Source organism: Flavicella sediminum (assembly GCF_006381105.1).
Classification (GTDB): domain Bacteria; phylum Bacteroidota; class Bacteroidia; order Flavobacteriales; family Flavobacteriaceae; genus Flavicella; species Flavicella sediminum.
In genome coordinates this window covers 69,968-91,674 of record NZ_VDET01000018.1, presented here as the reverse complement: position 1 = coordinate 91,674, position 21,707 = coordinate 69,968, and the positions used below count along the sequence as shown (strand labels likewise).

Annotated in this window: 13 protein-coding genes; 6 read left to right on the top strand and 7 right to left on the bottom strand. The window is 35.7% G+C overall.

Features of this window, described 5'->3' with window-relative positions:
* Positions 1-25 precede the first annotated feature (25 nt).
* Positions 26-550 carry a plasmid pRiA4b ORF-3 family protein gene (locus FGM02_RS15120; protein WP_139959336.1) on the top strand — a complete coding sequence of 175 codons (525 nt, stop codon included), beginning with the start codon at positions 26-28 and terminating at the stop codon, positions 548-550.
* A gap of 104 nt (positions 551-654) precedes the next feature.
* On the opposite strand, the gene FGM02_RS15115 is transcribed toward FGM02_RS15120, so the two are convergent.
* Positions 655-1,716 carry a hypothetical protein gene (locus FGM02_RS15115; protein WP_139959335.1) on the bottom strand — a complete coding sequence of 354 codons (1,062 nt, stop codon included), beginning with the start codon at positions 1,714-1,716 and terminating at the stop codon, positions 655-657.
* Positions 1,717-1,883: 167 nt separating this feature from the next.
* Here FGM02_RS15115 and FGM02_RS15110 point away from each other — a divergent pair, with 167 nt between their 5' ends.
* Positions 1,884-9,992: a T9SS type B sorting domain-containing protein gene (locus FGM02_RS15110; RefSeq protein ID WP_139959334.1), complete on the top strand. Its 8,109-nt coding sequence runs from the start codon at positions 1,884-1,886 to the stop codon at positions 9,990-9,992.
* Positions 9,993-10,064: 72 nt separating this feature from the next.
* Here FGM02_RS15110 and trxA read toward each other — a convergent pair whose 3' ends face one another.
* The 5 genes from trxA to FGM02_RS15085 form a co-directional block, all read right to left on the bottom strand.
* Positions 10,065-10,382: a thioredoxin gene (gene trxA / locus FGM02_RS15105; protein WP_139959333.1), complete on the bottom strand. Its 318-nt coding sequence runs from the start codon at positions 10,380-10,382 to the stop codon at positions 10,065-10,067.
* A gap of 127 nt (positions 10,383-10,509) precedes the next feature.
* A complete protein-coding gene (metF, locus tag FGM02_RS15100) occupies positions 10,510-11,466 on the bottom strand; it encodes a methylenetetrahydrofolate reductase [NAD(P)H] (protein ID WP_139959332.1) in 957 nt (318 codons plus the stop codon).
* Between the two features lie 409 nt (positions 11,467-11,875).
* Complete coding sequence (metH, locus tag FGM02_RS15095) at positions 11,876-14,563, bottom strand: methionine synthase (protein WP_139959331.1); 2,688 nt, start codon at positions 14,561-14,563, stop codon at positions 11,876-11,878.
* 83 nt (positions 14,564-14,646) lie between these two features.
* A complete protein-coding gene (locus tag FGM02_RS15090; RefSeq protein ID WP_139959330.1) occupies positions 14,647-15,639 on the bottom strand; it encodes a homocysteine S-methyltransferase family protein in 993 nt (330 codons plus the stop codon).
* Positions 15,640-15,733: 94 nt separating this feature from the next.
* Entirely contained in the window at positions 15,734-16,708 is a 975-nt protein-coding gene (locus tag FGM02_RS15085) for a Gfo/Idh/MocA family protein (RefSeq protein WP_139959329.1), read from the bottom strand.
* 379 nt (positions 16,709-17,087) lie between these two features.
* Between FGM02_RS15085 and FGM02_RS15080 the strand changes: the two genes are divergently transcribed.
* The 3 genes from FGM02_RS15080 (at position 17,088) to FGM02_RS15070 (ending at position 19,466) form a co-directional block, all read left to right on the top strand.
* Positions 17,088-17,624 (top strand): glycine-rich domain-containing protein, encoded by a 537-nt coding sequence (locus tag FGM02_RS15080; RefSeq protein WP_139959328.1) that lies wholly within the window; start codon positions 17,088-17,090, stop codon positions 17,622-17,624.
* A 162-nt stretch (positions 17,625-17,786) separates the two neighbouring features.
* Positions 17,787-18,821 (top strand): transcriptional regulator, encoded by a 1,035-nt coding sequence (locus FGM02_RS15075; RefSeq protein WP_139959327.1) that lies wholly within the window; start codon positions 17,787-17,789, stop codon positions 18,819-18,821.
* A 186-nt stretch (positions 18,822-19,007) separates the two neighbouring features.
* Positions 19,008-19,466: a GNAT family N-acetyltransferase gene (locus FGM02_RS15070; protein ID WP_139959326.1), complete on the top strand. Its 459-nt coding sequence runs from the start codon at positions 19,008-19,010 to the stop codon at positions 19,464-19,466.
* A 107-nt stretch (positions 19,467-19,573) separates the two neighbouring features.
* Here FGM02_RS15070 and FGM02_RS18095 read toward each other — a convergent pair whose 3' ends face one another.
* Positions 19,574-20,548 (bottom strand): hypothetical protein, encoded by a 975-nt coding sequence (locus FGM02_RS18095; RefSeq protein WP_166461198.1) that lies wholly within the window; start codon positions 20,546-20,548, stop codon positions 19,574-19,576.
* Between the two features lie 222 nt (positions 20,549-20,770).
* Here FGM02_RS18095 and FGM02_RS15060 point away from each other — a divergent pair, with 222 nt between their 5' ends.
* On the top strand, positions 20,771-21,556 hold the full coding sequence (locus tag FGM02_RS15060; protein WP_139959325.1) for an energy transducer TonB: 786 nt from the start codon (positions 20,771-20,773) through the stop codon (positions 21,554-21,556).
* Positions 21,557-21,707: the final 151 nt, after the last annotated feature.

Sequence of the window (21,707 nt, the reverse complement as noted above, 5' to 3'; positions counted from 1 at the left end):
TGCAGCTAATAATTTACTTGGAATCATGGTTTTTAAAATTAGAGTTGTTTTAGATGTAAAAGAAGATGTAATTAGAACAATTGCTATCGATGGAAGCAAAACTTTGGAAGATTTACATAAAACAATCACCAACGTTTTTGGTTTTAACGGACAGCAAATGGCTTCTTTTTACAGAACAGATGATGACTGGAATCAAGGTGAAGAAATACCTTTGATTTCTATGGACGACACCCCTGGTGCTTTGGCTATGGACACAACAACCATAGATCAGAATATTGAAGACAGCGGTGAAAAGCTAATTTATGTATACGACTTTTTAGAACTATGGACTTTCTTTGTTGAGCTTATTGAAGTAACTGAAACAACGGAAGACGAACTACCAAAACTGATTCTTTCTATTGGAGACATTCCTGAAAAAGCCCCTGAAAAAGAATTCAAAGCCTCTAGAAAAACAGATGACGACGATCCTTATGGATTAAACGAGTTTGGTGACGCTGATGGATTTGATGAGTTTGACAACATCGATGATATAGATCCAGATTTTTACTAAAATTTTAAACAGGAACTGTGTTTAGTGTTTAGTGTTTAGTGTTTAGTGTTTAGTGTTTAGTGTTTAGTGTTTAGTGTTTAGTGTAAAATAAAAAATATGTCAGACTAATGCACTACATAATGGTTGACATTTTCATAATTACGAACCACAAATTCAAAAGCTACTTTTAAAATACTCCCCATAGAATTGCATTTTTTAAACTTGACATCTTTGGTGTATTCAAACAATTCCTTACGCAACATTTTCACTTTTTTATCGGTAGAAATTTTATCTTCTGCCATACATTCTAACAAGGATTTTATTCTATTTTGAACTCTTAAAATCCTTTTTGAAATAGCTGATCTTTCCTCTATTTTATATTGTTCAATAGATTCTTCGCGCAAATTATCGTGAACCATGCTCACAAAACTATTGTTCTCTTTTAAAAATTGTGGCATATACACTTTGAACTTCCCTTCATAAGATTGCTGATCAAAGTCGATAGCCCTAATACGATACTGCACCTGATCAAAATCGTGCGTAGGTACAATTACATAATTGTAAGAACGCATATCCCCTAGCAAACGAATAATGCTTCGTTCATTAAATTTCACAAATTCTTTGGATAATTGTTTTTGATCTCTTGAAGAAAAATGTTCATAGCCTTCATTCATAAACACATCGCCAGGTATCCCTTGAATATGTCCTTCTACCAAAGTATTTTTATACACCAAAAAATTAATCCTGTCTGGCGACAATAAATGTTCTAATTCTAAGCCATATACTCTTGAAGCATCCGCTACTTTGATATACATGTACATATAATTGTCGTTCAGAATATTTCTAATTTTAATTCTAAATGGTTTTGAATTTCCAAATGTGCAATAATCAATTTCATCAACATTCAAAAAAGGAATAGAACTATCACTTCCATCGGCATGCAAAATCGTATAAATTTTCTTTAAACTTCTTTCTATTTCTTCGCGTTCAAACTCCGGGTAAAAAACACGCAACCACAAAGTATCCTCTCCCGACTTATCATAAACTTCTATGGCTCCAGAATACCGAAGTAAATCTTCATAAAAAATAGGCATTACTACATTTCTACTATATTTTGTCAGGTATTTATTCAGTTTTTTACTGATTAAAAAACTAGGTTTTTTTCTTGAAATTAATTTTTCCTCCATAAATCAAATCTGCTTTTCTTATAACTCAAATTTAAACAATTCTTTAAACTAAAACTCTTTTTTAGTGTCCAATAAACAATAAATTGCTTTCCTCTTCAGTTAATTAATAATCTTCATAGATATTAAAAGCGAATTGTTTATTTTTAAACCTTGATTCATACCGAAAAATGAAATATACCCTACTCAAGTTTTTCTTACTATTGCTTTTTACAGCATTCATTACCCCAGTTAGCGCACAGTTTAGTAAAACACACTATATTCCGCCCTTAACTACTAGTATTGAACCTAATGCGACACCTCAAGATCAATATCTATATATTTCTACACCCAGTACAACAGATGTTCCCATAAGAATTATTGCTGTTGGTGGTACAACCATTACTGGAACAGCCTCTAAAAACAATCCATATGTACACAGTATTGGGAGCGGAGGAGACACACAACTTTTTATAGATGAAAATAAAACCTTCAGACGGTTTTCAGACAAAGGTTATATAATAGAAGCCGATGATTTGGTCTATGTTACCGTAAAAGTTAATGGGGGTAATGGATCCCAAGCAGGTGCACTGGTTAGTAAAGGTCTTGCAGGACTCGGTAAAGAATTTCGAACTGGCGCTTTTAACAACCCAAACAACCCCGTATCTTCTTTGTCTTTTATTTCCATTATGGCAACTGAAAATAACACAATTGTAAACATTGATGATTTACCTCCAGGTATAAGTTTTATAAACATCCCCCCTGCTTTGCTAAGCTTAAATAGCGGTCAAAGTATTGTTTTTGCCGTTAGAACGAGAGATAGCGCAGACAACCTAGACGGATTTATTGGAGCACTCGTTACTTCTAATAAAAATATTGCCGTTTCTTGTGGTTCTGCCAATGGCTCTACCTCAGAAAGTGGAGGCGGAAGAGATTATGGTTTTGATCAAATTGTTCCTACAGAAAGAATTGGTAACGAATATATTTTTACCCGTGCCTTTGGATTGGACGATATGGAAAATCCAATAATAGTTGCCCATGAAGACAATACGGAAGTCTATATAAATGGAGATAATATTTCAGGTACTTTGGTAGCTACTTTAAATGCCGGAGAATACCATTCTATTGAAGGTGACAAATTTAATGGTGCCAACGCAGGGGCTAATTTATATGTATGGACCTCTAAAGATGTTTTTGCCTACCAAGCAGTTGGTGGTACAAACAGCTCTGCAAACCTCGGCCTTTTCTTTGTCCCCCCTATAAATTGTGAAACACCTAAAGAGGTAGACAATATTCCTTTGATTCAAAGCATTGGAACCAAAACATTTACAGGAGGTATTTCTGTATTGGCAAAAAAAAATAAAGGCTTAAAAATAAATGGCGTTGATTTTACCGCGTTAGGTGGAGGAATTACTGTAACCGGCCCAACCGATGTCAATGGAAAAACAGACTATGTAACTTATTTAATTGAAGGATTATCTGGAAATGTAAGTGTGCTATCTGATGAAGAAGTTTATGTAGCTGCCTTTGGAACCAATGGATCTGCTGCTTTTGGTGGCTACTATTCTGGTTTCTCTATAAAGCCTGAAGTTTTTTATGACATTTCTGCCGGAGTTACAACCAACTGTCTGCCAAACGTTACCCTCTCTATGAATGCCCTGACTTCTTATGATGAGTTTCAATGGTACAAAGATGGTGTTGAAATTGTTGGTGCAAAAAGTATTAGCTATGTGCCTACAGAACCTGGAAATTATCAGGTAGAAGGAAGAATCATTTGTAGTGCCTTCTCCTTAAGGTCCGACAATATTCCTGTTAGCAATTGCCCCGAAGATTCTGACAACGATGGTATTGTGAACGCAATTGATTTGGACAATGACAACGATGGTATTTTAAATTGTACCGAATCCTTAGGCTCTTATGATTTTGATTTATCCAACGAAACCAATGGAAGTTTTACAGGCGGCTATACCTTTACCGGAGAAGTGAGTACCGAAAACACAGCTGCTACAACTCCATTTTCTGGAACAAATACAGGTACGTTTGTAATGAGCACTCCAGCAGGAGTTACCAATGAAGTCACCTACAAAACGACTTTTAACAATCCTATAAACATCAAACTTGAATATGCTGTTACTGGAAATTCTGATGAACGACTCACCAATGACGAAAATTTTATTATTTCCGTTCCCTATGAAAGTACGGTTTCCATTTACAACCCAGACAACCAGTTATTAGTCGACACCAATTATGATGGAATTTACGAAAGTGGTGTTACCCATTTTTCTGCTTTTGAAGTACGTTTTGTTATGAACCAAAACGCACTGAATTTTGGTTCGGGTACATTTGCCATTAGTGCAAGTCAGGTAGAAGGATTTCAAATAAATTACCGAAATAACTCCGACACAACAAGTAACAAAGCGAAGTTTAAAATGACCGTAAACTGTATCGGATTGGATTCTGATGGCGATGGTATCGTAGATCATTTTGACGCAGATTCGGACAATGATGGAATTCCAGATATTACCGAAGCAACAGGAAAAATTCTAAGCTCTATTGATACTGCTGACCTTAATGGTGATGGTGTGTATGATATTTTTGCCCTATCATCACAGAATATTGTAGATACAGATGCAGATACTTTATACGACTATCTAGACCTAGATTCCGACAATGATGGAATTTATGACTTAAAAGAAGCGAACTCCAATGCAACCGATGCAAACAACGATGGAATTGTGGATGGTGTGGTTGGAGATTTTGGTGCCAACGGACTGCATAATGCCCTTGAAACGGTTGCAGATAATGGAATCTTAAACTATACCATTGCAGATACAGATGCTGACTTGCTACCCAATGCTGTTGAAACCGATGCTGATGATGACGCTTGTAATGATGTTATTGAAGCTGGTTTTACCGATGTGAACGACAATGGTTATTTAGGAAATGCCAGTCCTATTGTAAATTCTCAAGGAAAAGTTACTTCGGGTTCAGATGGCTATACTGCTCCTAATGATGCCTATATTATTGCCGCACCTATAGAAATTACAGCACAACCTATTGACGAAAGTATCTGTGAATTTGAACGCGCCACATTTACAATTACCACAAATACAACAGACATTCAATGGCAAATTAGTACCGATGGTATTTCATGGAATGATTTAACAAATGACGCTACTTATTCAGGAACAACAACGAAGGAATTGATTCTTTCTAACACAAATTCTAGTCTGTCTAAAGCTAATTATAGAGCTGTACTAAACAAAGTTGGAAATGCATGTGGACTTATTTCAGACACAGCCGTATTAACAGTTAACACCTTTGCCGATTTAACGTTTAATCCTCAAGATCCTTTATGCCTAAATAACACACCTGTACAATTAACTGCAAGTCCTGCAGGAGGTATATTTAGTGGTGCTGGTGTTTCGAATACAGGATTATTTACGCCTGTTACCGCAACGGCCGGAATTCATACCATCACGTATACCTATAGCACCTCTGCTAGTTGTGAAAACACCATAGACATTGATATCGAAGTCTATGCAATTCCAAATCCAGCTATCTTAGATATTATTCAAACTTTTTGTGCTACAGATGGAGCGATACCTACCATAGCCGATTTAAAAATAAAAAATCAAGGAGCAAACAGCTTGCACTGGTTTACAAGTGATGCTGGCGGGACAGAATTGGCTCCAACTGAAAATCTAATCCACAATCAGGTTTATTTTGCTGAATTGAGAAATGCCAATAATTGTGTTACGGATGTTAGAACTGAAACAACTGTATTCTTATCTGCTCCTGAAATTCAATCTAGTGTTTCTGAAATTTGTGAAGGCGAAACTATTACCCTGACTACAGACGGGGTTCCAAAAACTGCCGAAGATTTTATGAATGAGAATCCGGAATTGACCTTGATCACAACATTCGGAGATTCGCATTATTTTGTTAAAAAAGAATCCATGCCTTGGGAAACCGCAAACGCATTGGGCGATACTTTTGCAGGTGCTTCCATGTATATCATCAACTCTACAGCAGAAGAACAGCATGTATACAACGCTTTGCAAAGCTTAGGACATGTTGGAAATGACAATATTTCCATATGGATAGGATTAAAACAAATTGCAACAGCTTCAGATTTTTCTGAACCTGCCGGCGGCTGGTATTGGATTGACGGGACTCCGCTATCTTATAGCAATTGGGCGACCAATGAACCAAACGATTTTCCTAATAACAGTGTTAGCAATGAAGAAGATTATGCACAGTTCGAATTTGGTAGCAACGGTATTAAATGGAACGACGCAATAAACAGTAGCGTTGACAGAAACTCATGGCCTTTGTTTGAATTTACGGGGACTACAGATGTGGAATGGGGCTATTACAAAGGTGCTACCGAAGTACTATTTCCAGATAAAACGAGCACACTAGATGTTTCACCTACAGAAACAACTACTTATTTTATTAAAATTACCACCAATGGAATTGTTTGTACAGATGAATTTACCTTAACCGTAAATCCATTACCTATTGTCACTTTAGATACTCAAAGTGCGCTTTGTGAAAACACCACAGACGTAACACTAACGGCCAGTCCAGCTGGTGGAACTTTTTCTGGAACAGGCGTCAACCCCATAACAGGTGTTTTTTCTCCTAGTACGGCAGGACCAGGAACACATACCATTAGCTATACTTTTACAGATCCGAAAGGCTGTGAAAATTCTGCAAACACAGATATTACTGTCTATGCCGCTCCAGAAATTATCTTCAGCAGTATCAGTCCTTTGTGTATTGATGCTATGCCTTTTCAAATAGATGTAACGCCAGCTGGAGGAACATTTTCAGGAAATGGAGTGACCGCTTCAGGTATCTTTACTGCTTCAGATGCCATGCTAGGAAACAATACCATCAACTATACCTTTACAAATACAAATGGTTGTACAGAATCTAAAGACATCACAATTACTGTAAACCCTTTACCCGTAATTTCGATGACTCCACAATCGGCACTCTGTATAGAAGCACCTAGCGAACAGTTAACAGCAAGTCCAGCTGGTGGAACTTTTTCGGGTACAGGTGTTAGCACTTCAGGACTTTTCAATCCACAAACAGCGGGTGTTGGTACGCATACAATTACCTATGAATATACTGATGGAAATTCTTGTACCAATAGTGATTCTATTAGTGTTACAGTTAATAAATCTGTAGATGTAAGCATCACACCACAAGCCGATTTATGCATCGATGCAGCAGCAGTTCAGTTAATGGCCAATCCAACAGGGGGTGTATTTAGCGGAACAGGTGTGAATGCAACGGGAATATTTGACCCTAGCATTTCCTTAGCGGGTACGTTTACTATTAGCTACGACTACACCGATGCCAATGGCTGCGACGCAAGTACAACTATTGACATTACAGTAAACCCTTTGCCTGTCATCAACTTTACCAGCATACCTGATTTATGTATTGATGCTGCTGCCGTTCAATTAATAGCAACTCCTTCTGGAGGTACTTTTAGCGGAATAGGTGTCAATGCAACGGGATTATTTACTCCATCGGATGCTGCTGCGGGTACCCATACCATTACCTACGACTATACAGACAGCAAGGGTTGTCAAAATTCAGCATCTATAGACGTTGTTGTAAACCCGTTACCTGTTGTAAGTATTGCTGCACAATCAGAATTATGTGTTGATGCGAATGCAGTGCAATTAACAGGAAATCCAATCAACGGAACATTTAGTGGAACGGGCGTAAGCAATACAGGAGAATTCAATCCTACAACTGCTGGAGTTGGTTCGCACAACATTAGGTATACCTATGTCGATAGCAATGGCTGTGAAAATACCGACAGCACAACTATTACTGTCAATAGCACTCCTACATTGACTTTTACACCGCAAGATAATTTATGTGTTGATGCCAGTGCTGTGCAATTAATAGCAACTCCTTCTGGAGGAGATTTCAGTGGAACTGGAGTCAATACCACAGGGACCTTTACACCATCAACTGCAGGTGTTGGTACGCATACCATTACGTATACATACACCGATGCCAACCTTTGTTCTAATTCTATTGATTTACAGGTTAACGTAACTCCTTTACCTAATATTACAATTACAGATAAAGAAATATGTATCTATGATTCCATCGATTTAAATACTATGGTTTCGACTACAGACTCAGGCATTCAATATGAATTTTATGAAGCTGACAAAACAACACGGATCACAAATACCAATGTAAGTCCAACTATTACGACTTCTTATTTTGTTATTGCAAAAAGTAATAGCACTTCTTGTGAAACAGATTTTAAAGAACTTATTTTAACCATCATTCCATTGCCAACTATTTCTGATGTTACACTCGTTCAATGTGACGACGATGCTGATGGGTTCACCTATTTCAACCTGCGAGAAAAAGAAAATGAAATTTCTGCCAATTATAGAAATGAAACTTTTGTTTATTTTGACAGCAAAGAAGGCGCCCTAACAAACGATCCTTCAAAAATAATTATTGAACCAACCGCTTTTGAAAATCATGAAATTCACAACTATACCGTTTGGGCTCGTGTTGAAAATTCTGCTGCTTGTATCAGTGTAGCGCAAGTAGATTTGGTGGTTACCACAACAAATATTGACAGTTCTTTTTTACGATCTTTTGAAAGCTGTGATGATTATTTGGATGAAGACGGAAACGATACGGAAAATAACAATGATGCTGACGGTATTGCTACTTTTGATTTTAGCAGTGTTACTCCTGAAGTAGAAGCAATGTTACCTCCGGGACAATCGTACACCATTAAATATTATAGAAATCAAGCAGACGGTTTGGCTGAATTGAATCCGATATCCAACATTGCCAATTATAGAAATATTGGCTATCCTACAAGTCAAGAAATTTGGCTACGTGTAGATAGTGATATTAACAATGCATGTTACGGTTTTGGTCCACATATAAAATTAGACGTAACTCCTATTCCTGCCTTAAATGCAGTGGCAGACTTAGAATTATGTGATGATGATACAGACGGATTGGTAAGTGGTTTCGACCTAGAAAGTCAGACCCCAACTGTTTTAGGAGCTAGAGCTGCAAGTGATTTTGAAGTAAGCTACCATAGAAATTTTGACGATTCCTTGAATGGCAGCAATCCAATTATTGGTACGGCTGAAGCATTCCCTAATGACCAACTTATTTACATTCGATTGTTAGATAAAAACACCGGTTGTTTCAACCCACATGGCAACTTTAAGCTTTTGGTACATCCATTGCCAACAATAGATGCCGCTGACAACCTTGAACGTTGTGAAGATGCGACTGTAGATGGAATTGTTTCTACTTTCAATTTGGAAAGTCAATCTAGTCAAATTTTAGGAAGCCAATCTTCAGCAACATTTAAAGTAACCTATCACACTTCTTTAAATGACGCAGAAACAGCAACAAATGCTTTAACTTCTCCTTACACAAATACACAAGCCCATCAGCAAACTATTTATGTTCGTGTAGAAAACACAAGTACACAATGTTTTGTAGCTGGTTTAGGTTTTGATCTAATTGTAAATCAGTTGCCGGAATTTGATGTAACGGACGAGATCGTATTTATTTGTGATCGTGAAGAAACAGAATTGCTCATTGAAAATCCAGCAGGTACTTATGCGTATACTTGGCGAAATTCTTCTAATAAAATTGTAGGAACAGGCCCTTCTATTTTAGTTACTAAATCTGGGAATTATACCGTTTCGGCAAGTATTCCAACATCGCCTGAATGTCCGGTTGAAAAAGTAATTGTAACACAGTCAGCGAACAAGCCCGTTATTGTTAATTTTAAAATAGAAGACGGAAATTCAGAAAACACAGTAGTGATCCTTACAAAAGGAACAGGAGATTATACTTATCGTTTAGAAGGCAGCTCTTATTCAATGGAGCAACTGAACAACAATACTTTTGTGGATGTTCCTTCTGGAACTTATACCGCGATGGTAAGTCATGCTAGTTGTGGAGACTCTAATATTTTGGAAAACATTACAGTATTGAATTTTCCTAAATTTTTCACACCAGATAACGACGGAGAAAACCCTACTTGGGGAATCAGTATTGAAGCCATCAATTACAGCAATGGTTTGATTAAAATATTTGATAAAACAGGTCGATTACTAAAAACACTAAATCCGTTAGCAGACGAAAAGTGGGATGGAACTTTTCTAGGTCGTAAAATGCCCGCAACAGATTATTGGTATAGTTTAGAGCTGACAGATAAGCTAGGAAAAACTACGGTAAAAACAGGGCACTTCAGTTTGTTGTACTAAGCAGAAATAAAAAAGTATAAAAAAAGCGGAGAACTTGGTTCTCCGCTTTTTTTATATAAGTAACAGTACTTTTTAAAGTGCTGCATCAATTTTAGCTGCATAAGTAGCTTTAGGCGCTACACCAACTTGTTTGTCTATCACTTCACCATTTTTAAATAACAAAACGGTAGGAATGTTACGAACTCCGTATTTTGCAGCAAATTCTTGGTTGCTATCTACATCCACTTTACCAACAACAGCTTTTCCGTCGTAATCATTGCTTAATTCTTCAATAATTGGTCCAACCATTCTACAAGGTCCACACCAAGTTGCCCAAAAGTCAACCAAAACTGGTTGTGTCGATTTTAATACTACTTCCTCAAAAGTTGCATCTGTAATTTCTAATGCCATATCTTTATATTTTTAAAATTTTTATTCTTTATTACTCTACAAATGTAGTCAAATATAAGACTAAAAACTTTCAGATAAAATCACTTTTTTTTATATCTCTATTTGCTTTTATTATTCTTAGAAAAACTTAGAAAATCTCCTTGGCAATTTTCACAATATTATCAGATTTCCCCATTGAGTAATAATGTACGGTTGGCACACCAAAATCAATCAATTCTTTACTTTGCTGAATTGCCCATTCAATTCCAACTTGGCGAATAGCTTCTTTCGTTTTACATTTTTCTACTTCTTTAACCAAAGCATCTGGCAAGTCCAAACTAAAAACTTTTGGTAAAATTTGCAAGTGTCTTTCAACGGCCACCGGTTTAATTCCTGGAATAATAGGCACGTTTATCCCAATAGCTTTGGCTGCCGCAACAAAATCAAAATATTTTTGGTTGTCAAAAAACATTTGAGTGACCACATAATCCGCACCTGCATCCACTTTTTCTTTTAAACGTTGCAAGTCACTTTTCATGCTTGGCGATTCAAAATGCTTTTCAGGGTACCCCGCCACACCAATACAAAAATCGGGTTTGTATTGCATTTCTTCTGAATCATTCAAAAACTTTCCGTCGTTCATTTTGGCAATTTGATCTACCAACTCCACGGCATAATTATTACCTCCTTTAACCGGAGTAAATTGAGGTTCATGTTTCATAGCATCCCCTCTTAGCGCCACAATATTGTCAATTCCTAAATAATGTAAATCTACCAAAACATACTCCGTTTCTTCACGAGTAAAACCACCACACAATACATGCGGCACAGTATCTACATTGTATTTATGTTTTAAAGAAGCACAAATACCCACCGTTCCAGGACGCATTCTTGTAACTTTTCTTTCCAACAAACCATTTCCTTTGTCTAAATACACATACTCCTCTCTAGAAGTAGTAACATCAATAAAAGGAGGTTTAAACTCCATCAAAGGATCAATATTATCGTATAATTTTTGAATGTTCTGGCCTTTTACCGGCGGTACAATCTCAAAAGAAAATAAGGTTTTTCCTTCTGCTTGTTTTATATGCTCTGTTATTTTCATGTCTTCATAATTTGGGCGTTACCTTACAGGTCGGGCTTTCCGCTAAATCTTTTTGAGATTGCTTCGTTTTTCTCGCAAGCACCAAAAAGGATATCGCTGCAATCCCTAACGCGATGGCGAAATTAAACAATTCACAAGAAAAGATTTAGCAGTTCTCGAAAAATATTTAACAAAAGTTTAGAGCCTCAATTACCAATCGCTTTTAAGTTGACAGGTTTTATCATCTTTTTATTTTTTTTTGGGGTTCTCTTGCTTAAAACAAGCACAAAAAAAAACCTAACAGGTTTTGAAAACCTGTTAGGTTTGAATTCTTTATACTTCAATAGGCCCAATCTACCTATTTAACTTCTGATTTTTTTAAGCACCTCTACAAAATACCTGATACCTGATACCTGATACTTAATTCAAACTACTCATTCAAGTTCGGTGCCAACCAGCGTTCCATCACTTCATGGGTATACCCTCTTCTTTCAGCGAAATCGTGTACTTGTTCTTTGGTAATTTTACCCAATCCAAAATACCTTGCTCTAGGATGTGCAAAATACAATCCAGAAACGGCAGCAGTTGGGAACATAGCCAAACTATCTGTCAGCTCTACACCTATATTTTCTTTTACGTTTAACAAACGCCAAAGTGTTGTTTTTTCGGTATGGTCTGGACAAGCAGGATACCCTGGCGCCGGACGAATTCCTTGGTATTCTTCACGAATCATATCTTCATTAGATAAGTTTTCATCAGAAGCATAGCCCCAAAATTCTTTACGAACTTTATCATGTAAATATTCCGCAAAAGCTTCTGCAAAACGATCTCCCAAAGCTTTGACCATAATACTATTGTAATCGTCTAAATCGGCTCTGTATTTTTCTGCAATTTCTTCTACCCCAAATCCTGTAGTAACACAGAAACCTCCAATATAATCTTCTAGTCCTGTTTTCTTAGGCGCAATAAAATCGGCCAAGGCAATATTTGGTTTTCCGGATCCTTTTTTAGATTGCTGACGCAAACTTAAAATAGTTTCTAAAACTTCCGTTCTTGTTTCATCGGTGTACACCGCAATATCATCATTGTTTTCTATAGTATTTGCAGGGAATAATCCATAAACTGCTTTTGCAGTAAACCATTTTTCATCCAATACTTTTTGCAACATTTCTTTGGCATCTTGAAACAATTCTGTTGCTTGTGTACCCACAACCTCATCGGTTAAAATGGCAGGATATTTTCCGTGTAATTCCCATGACTGAAAGAAAGGTGTCCAATCTAAATAAGGGACCAATTCATTCAAATCTAAATTATCAATGACCTGTACTCCTAGTTTATTTGGCTTGTATACATCTTCCGCTTTCCAATCGATACGGAATTTATTATTTCGCGCATCGTCTAAAGGCAAATACACTTTTTTACGAGCTCGATTCAAATAGCCATCGCGTAAAACATCATATTCTGCATACGTCTTGTCTAAAAACTCCTGACTTGTGTCTTCATTAATTAAAGTACTCACAACTGGTACAGAACGTGATGCATCCAAAACATGAATCACTCCATGATCGTACTGCTGTGCAATTTTCACTGCTGTATGCGCTCTAGAAGTCGTTGCTCCACCAATTAGCAATGGAATTTTAAAATCCAAACGCTTCATTTCTTTCGCTATATGAACCATTTCATCTAAAGAAGGCGTAATCAAACCACTCAGTCCAATCACATCTACTTTATGTTCAATAGCTGCTTCTAATATTTTTTCTGGCGGAACCATTACGCCTAAATCAACAATTTCATAGTTGTTACAGGCCAATACAACCCCCACAATATTTTTTCCAATATCGTGAACATCACCTTTTACAGTTGCCAATAAAACTTTTCCTTGTGCTCTAGAATTTTCGTCCTTTTCTGCTTCAATAAATGGCATTAAATGGGCCACGGCTTTTTTCATTACACGTGCCGACTTTACTACCTGAGGCAAGAACATTTTTCCTTCTCCAAACAAATCGCCAACAACCCCCATTCCAATCATCAAATTCCCTTCAATGACCTCTAATGGTTTTGCAGCTAACAAACGAGCTTCCTCTACATCTTCAACAATATAAGTATCCAAACCTTTTACCAAGGCGTGGGTTATTCTTTCTTGCAATGGTTTTTCACGCCATTCTAAATTTTGCACTTGTACTTTACCTGCACCTCCTTTAAAAGACTCTGCTAAATCTAACAAACGTTCTGTGGCATCTTCTCTTCTATCTAAAATAACATCTTCAACATGCTCTAATAAATCTTTAGGAATGTCATCATACACCTCTAACATGGCCGGATTTACAATCCCCATGTTCATTCCTTTTTGAATGGCATGGTACAAAAACACAGAGTGCATGGCTTCACGAACCACGTTGTTTCCTCTAAAAGAAAAAGAAACATTACTTACTCCCCCACTTACACTTGCGTTTGTTAAATTGGTACGAACCCAATGCGTCGCTTCAATAAAATCAATAGCATTTCGACGGTGTTCATCCATTCCTGTTGCGACAGGAAATATATTTAAATCGAAAATAATATCCTCTGACGGGAAATTCATTTCGTTGACCATAATATCATAAGAACGTTTTGCAATTTCGCAACGACGCTCATAATTATCTGCTTGTCCCACTTCATCAAAAGCCATGACAATAACAGCGGCACCATACATTTTTAATTTACGTACATGCTCACGAAAAACAGCTTCTCCTTCTTTTAAAGAAATTGAATTTACCACACATTTTCCTTGCACAACTTGCAAACCAGCTTCAATAATATCCCATTTAGAACTGTCAATCATGATAGGTACACGTGAAATATCTGGTTCTGCCATGATCAAATGTAAAAAACGAACCATCGATTCTTTTCCGTCGATCATTCCATCATCCATATTGATATCGATGATTTGAGCTCCTCCTTCAACTTGGTCTCTGGCAATTGCCAAAGCCTCATCAAATTCCTCATTTTTGATTAGACGTAAAAATTTACGTGATCCGGCTACATTGGTTCTTTCTCCTACATTTATAAAGTTCATATCAGGACTTAAAACCAATGGTTCTAATCCAGACAACTTCATGTATTTCGTTTGTTTGATCATTTGTTTTTGCTTTTAGCTATTCGCCTTTGGCTATTCTCTATTTTACACATCTTACTAAAGGCCAATGGCCAAAAGCTATGATTTTAAGCTACTTTACGTGGTTTGTATTGACTAGCCACCTCTGCAATTGCTTTGATATGTCCTGGAGTAGTACCACAACAACCTCCAACAATATTTACTAAATTTTTCTCTAAATATTCTTTAATCTGAGCCGCCATTTCTTCAGGTGTTTCATCATATTCACCAAAAGCGTTGGGCAAACCAGCATTTGGATGTGCCGATACACCAAAGTTTGTATTGCTCGAAATAGCTTCTAAATGCGGAACCAAAGCACTAGCCCCTAAGGCACAGTTCAATCCGACACTTAACAAAGGCACATGCGAAACAGAAATTAAAAAAGCTTCAGCTGTTTGTCCTGATAAAGTTCTACCACTGGCATCGGTAATAGTTCCACTTAGCATTACGGGAATATCGATTCCTCTTTCTTCTTTTACTTCCTCAATAGCAAACAAAGCTGCCTTTGCATTCAACGTATCAAAAACAGTTTCTACCAATAAAATATCTGCTCCACCATCTAGCAAAGCTTCTGCTTGTTGCTTGTAGGCAACACGTAATTCGTCAAAAGTAATAGCTCTAAACCCAGGATCATTTACATCTGGCGACATAGAACCTGTTTTGTTTGTAGGTCCGATAGAACCCGCCACAAATCTCGGTTTATCTGGATTGGCTGCTGTAAACTCATCGGCCACTTCCTTAGCAATTTTTGCTGATTCAAAATTTAACTGATATACCTCAGCCTCCATTTCATAATCTGCCATGGCAATGGTTGTACTAGAAAACGTATTCGTTTCCACTATATCTGCACCAGCTTCAAAATATTTTCTGTGGACGGCTTTGATGGCGTCGGGTTGTGTAATAGACAACATATCGTTGTTTCCTTTTACAGACAATTTCCAGTCTTTAAACTGCTCACCACGAAAATCTTCCTCTGAAAAATTATACGCTTGTAACATGGTTCCCATAGCTCCATCGAGTACAAGAATTTTTTCTTTTAACACCTCTCTAATATTTGCCATATCTGTAAAAATAACTTCGGTTAAATTAGTCGGCAAAGATACAGAATTCCCTATTAATTTTAACAGGAAACTCCACAATTTAAATCGCTGTTTCTTAGTATTTCCCTAATAGTTTATCTAAAACCCAAGAAGTATGCATTGCCGATTTACCTGTAGACGGATGAATTGCTTTTCCTGACAAATGGGCTTCCATATTATTTACATGGTACAACTGTACATTTTCTGGATGCTCAATTGTTAAAGAGATATTTTCGGTTTCCGTTTGCAAGCAAATTGGCGCTTCATCAAACACAGAAAAGGTGATTTTTCCTTTTGTTCCAATAATTTCTACTTTGTCCACTCTAGCATCCGCACCAAAATTCCATGTCCCAGAACCTGTGGCTCCATTGCTATGTAACCAGTTTCCAACGATGGCGTCTTTGGCCGTGTATAAATTTTGTTGACTCACAGCAATTCCATTCGCTGTGGTAATTTCTCCAAAAAAGTGCACAAACAAATCCATACCATGACTGGCTAAATCGTCAAAATAACCACCAGGGGCAATTTTTTCATCGGTACGCCAATTGTATGCTTCCGACAAATCTACCGGACTTGGTGTACGGGTATACATCCAATTGACATGGCGGACAGCTCCTATTTTAGATTCTTGCAACCACGATTTTATTTGCTCAAACCTTGGCAACGACCTACGGTAATAAGCTACAAAAAGCGGAATATTTTTTTCTTGAAAAGCTTCATTAATTTCTTGGCATTCTTCAAAACTTGGCGCCATGGGTTTTTCTATACAGCAAATTTTACCTGCGGCTGCTACCTGTAATGCATATTCTTTATGAGAATCTGGCGGGGTTGCAATATAAACCGCATTAATTTCTGGATCATTGATTAGAGCAGATGCGTCGTTGTAAAACTTAGGTACCTTATGTCTTTTGGCATAATCCTCTGCTTTGTCCAAATTTCTACGCATAACAGCATGCAACTCAAAATTTTCTGTTTTTTTATAAGCAGGACCGCTTTTTAATTCTGTTACATTACCACAACCTATAATTCCCCATTTGTATTGCTTTGCCATTGTTTGCCTTTTGAAAATTTGAATGGCTAAAGTAAAAATAAATATTGAAAAGGAAACTACTAAGGCATCCTCCTAAAAACAATCGTGTGATTATAGTATCTAATTTTTGAATGCATTGAAGGAAAATCAAAATTTACCCATTGTTGGGTATTTTATGGAGCTGTTGATGAGGCTATATTTGGAGTATTCGAAATACAAAAATGTTGAAGCAACTAGAAGTTAAACAGATTTAAAATTGCTATGACCGCCTTACACCACTCCTATTTTAAGTATTTGTAAAAATGTTATTGGAAGTGTGATTTTATTCTTTTTTATTAACAAAATTTGTCGATAATCGTGAACAATTGTTGCAATCAATTGAAATTTTAAAACAAAAAACATGAAAAAATTAGAGATTCAAGAATCACGTGACTTATTTGAAAAAATAAAGGACTATGATTTATCAAAAATCATTGAGAGGCATAAAAAAGATGAAAAAGTCGATACTAAAACAGCTGAATTAAGAGCCATAGAATTAAAAAAATGGTTAGTCATAGCTAAAGTAAATGCGACTAAAAAGAGTTATAAATTAACTGGAAATATTGATAAAATATGGCACACATTTTTAATGTTTACTAAAGATTATAATAATTTTTGTAAAGAATTAGGAGGATTTGTACATCATTCTCCTATGGATACACTCCTTTTAAAAGAAGCTAAAAATAATAATGACTTAAGGACTCAAATAAATAACACCTTTAACAATGATTATAGTAATTTACTTCGTGACTATGAGGATGTATTTCAAATGACACCTCATATTTCAATATGGCCTAATGTATTAAATCCTTATGGTGCTTTTAATGATCCTGCCGACCCAAGTGGAGGCTGCTCTGATAATACTTGCCAACCAAACTCTCCTGGTGAAGTAGGATAAACGAATTACAACAATGTATATGAAAAATAATCCAAATTGTTCTAAACCCAAGGTCTATATACCGTATCAAACTTTGCACTTACTCAAAAATTTTGTACTTCTAAATTGCATACTCTTAATATACAAACCGTTGACAACAAAACTAATTTAAAAATATCAACTATGAAAAAACTAATATTGATAACACTTGGGATAATCTTTTTTTCTGTGAATAATATGAATTCTCAAGAAGAATTTAAAAAGTATGCCAAAATAAAATTATTAAAAAAGCCAAAAACTGATAAAGACAATAAACTAATAGAGAATGAGCAATATAATAATGTTTCTTATCAAGTTTATAAAGTTATCGAAGTGAAAAAAAAAGATACTATCTTTTTTACAAAAGATTATAAACTTTCTAAATCAAACGAATTAATTCATAGCGGGATAAAATATTCATTCAATAAAGATTCAATAATAAAAGAAAATAATTTTAAAATAATCTACGTAAATAAAAACAAAATAGAACCTTTATACTCTAAAGAAAAAAAGGACTGTTTCTATAAAGCAAATATCTCCGTATCTAAAGATAGTCTTCTTATTAATTTTTGGTTAGAAGAAATTAAAAATAAAACCTATTATGATCTTGATAAAAACAAAAAACTCATAAAGAAAAACGAATATACCTTTGTACCTGATGAGAAATATTTCATCAAGTTACGAAACCGAGAATCCGTGAGTTTTCGCAAGAATAGTGGAGTTCTTTCAGCTCTTACAATTCCATTTAAATATCATCCAAGTGTGAAAAATAATGGAATAACTAGTAATTCATCAATTGAGAAGGATATTAATGCAAATGTATTTGTCGGTTACAAATTAGGAAGAGCAAAATATATCTATGATAAATATGATGGTATGGAAGAAAAAACATCAGGTATCACTATTGGTGCTTTTATAGGCCTAAGTTCTCAGAAACTCGATTCAATATCGACTTCAACGAACTTACAACACCTTAAAAAAGATATTGAAGTAAATGTTGCGTCATTTTCATATGGGATAGGTATAGTTGGTGATATCAGAAAATTTGAATTAGGATTCTTTTTAGGCTTTGACAATGCATTAGGAAGTATTGGAAATAAATGGAATTTTGATAATAAATTATGGCTAGGGGTCGGATTAGGCTACAAGCTTGATATATTTAAACGGGAAGAAAATTAGAAATCGTTCAGTTGCAAACAAAGATCAGAAGTAAAAAGCAACTCTTTTCTCCAAAAAAATTAGCATTATTACATTAAGCTTACAAATCGAAGTAATTGATTTTGTAAGCTTTTTTCGTGAAAATTTTTAAAAAAATTTGATAAATATAAAACTTTGCTATTATTTCAAATAGCACTATTTTTAATTATGCCCATCACAAAAGCCAAAAAACCTGATGCAAGTATTTTAACGGAATTAACCATTCGTTCAAAATCGTATTGGGAATATGGCCAAGAGCAAATTGAAGCATGGCGACCGGAATTAACAATTACAGAAAAGTACATTTCCGAAAACCAAGTCTATAAACTAGTTATTGATGATTTACTGATTGGTTTTTATGCCTACCAAGCCGAGACTAAAACTGACATAAAACTCAATTTCCTATTTGTAGATCCAAAATTTATTGGCAAAGGCTATGGTAAAAAACTGATGACTGATTTTTTAAAACGAATTAAAAAATCAGGTTTTGTAAAAGTCACCCTAAATGCCGACCCTAATGCTAAAAAATTTTATATTGCCTTCGGTTTTCATGTCATAGGCAAGCTAAAAACAACTATTCCATATCGTTTTTTACCGATTATGAAGTTGGATCTAAAACCAAATTAAAACTGTAAAAAGCAATACAGCGTTTTAATTCACACAAAAAAGACTGTCTTTTCAGACAGCCTCATTGCTACTTAAAACTAAATTATCACATTAATAAAAATTCTTTATTAGTCTTTTTCTACTTTCTCAAAACTTGTATTTGCCCATCTAATTTGTGCTCTACCACCTTTAACTCTGTATGCACCATATCGAATACCTGATTGTGTTCCACGTTCCGGTTCTGGGATATTAAAATTAAATGCAAGTCCTCCAATCAAGGCGTCTGCATAATGTATCTTTTTTGAGGCATCATTAGGGTCTTGTCTAAATCCAACTTCTAAAACGATATCTGTAGGTTTTCCTTTTTTGATATTCGTTAAAAACACAACATCCCTTCCAGAAGCACCAGATCCTCCTCTTACTTTTATTTGTTCACGATACAAATTAAAAGAAACTTGCGTCGTATTCCCATTGCTATCCTTTCCATATATAGGCTTTGCCAAATACAAACAAATTGCTGGATCTGCCGAACCACCTTCTCCAGTGTGTTTTCCTTTTGCTTGCATAATGTAAGTTCCATCACTTCCATCACTACTTGTTTTTCCTACCTCAAGAATCCTTACCCTACCACTAAATTTAACATAGCTTCCTATACCTGTTTTTTGCGACCTCGACAAAGAACGTTCTATACGTGGTTGCAAAGTATTAGGCGCATCTAAATGGTTGGAACCATCTGTAATATTATAAACACCATAAACAACGCCATTGGCATCAACTTCAGAATAGTCGGAATAACAACTCCTATCGTCAATTGTACCATGGTTAACAGCATTTGGAATATCGGCAGTACTTCTATCTGAGTTATTTTTCCCCTCTGTACAAGTCGCATAACTTCCTGTTAATTCATCGGCAATATATACAGAATATGGCCCCACTTCTTCTTGTTCCTCCTCTTCTTCTTCTTCTTTCTCTTCTTCCTTTTCTTCTTCAGGATCCACGACTACCTCTTCCTCTTCTTTATCAATAGGTTCTTCATTTGTTTGACAGGAAAGAAAAGCTCCAGAAACAAATAATGCAGCAATTAAAGTAAGTTTTAAATTCATTTTCTTCATACGTATTAAACTATCATTTTCGTAAAATTAATTTTTTAACACTATACAACTGTCCTGATTTGTCCTGTTTTTATCGTATAAATTCTATATGCATTTTTTCAAGCCTAAAAATCCAGATCAGATAGCATCCGTATTTGCCCATCTAATTTTTACAAAAAATTAAACTTACATGACTTTGGAGCAATATTTGGTTATTCATACAAAAATTGATGTATGGAAAAGAACACAAAACTTAGAATAAACAATCCTTGCTCTGAAACCTGGGGTGTCATGAAATTAGGTATCAACTCACGACATTGTAGTAGCTGCAACAAGTCTGTTGTAGACTTTACCAAGAAAAGCAAAAAGGAAATTTTCGAAATTTTAGACAAAAAACAAGCAGGTTCCATTTGTGGTAGAGTTTGTTCTAATCAACTAGATTTTGAATTAACTCCTGAAGAAATAATATTAAATTACAATAGAGGCACAGCAAATTTATTCCAAAACACACCTTTGTATATCTGCACAATTGCAGCAACCTTGGTTTTGAGTAGCTGTTATGATTCTGATAGTGCTTACTTTGAAAATGGTGTTGAAGCGCTGATTTCTCCGCATCAAGATTCAATACCTGACTTAGATAAAATTGAATGCGAAACTACTGATGACATAATCGACGAAGAAATGCTGACCATTACCATGGGAGTCATTGTCACCGATACAGACTTTAAAGAACCTTATCATTATGTTGACAAACAACCAGAATTTATAGGAGGAAGACAAAAGCTAAAATCCTATCTCGAAAAAAATATTTCAGCCCACAAACAAAAAGGAACCTCGCATTGTTATTTTGTTGTGGACAAAACGGGAAGAATAAAAAATCTCAAATTAAGTGGCAAACTAGACGCTTCTATCAGCAAAGAAATAAGCAAAGCCTTTGAAAATATGCCCAATTGGAAACCCGCAGAAAAAAACGGAAAAATTGTGGAAGCCTTTTATAGCTTACCTATAAAATTTGAATAGCACAATTATCTAAAATAAGTAGTACTTAACACTACGAGCTCAATGAACTTTTTCAAGAATCATTGGGCTTTCTTATGTCTGATTTTTCACGCATCGAAACCCGTGTATTTGCCCTATCCAATAGTACTTTTATACCTACTTCCTCTTTTTA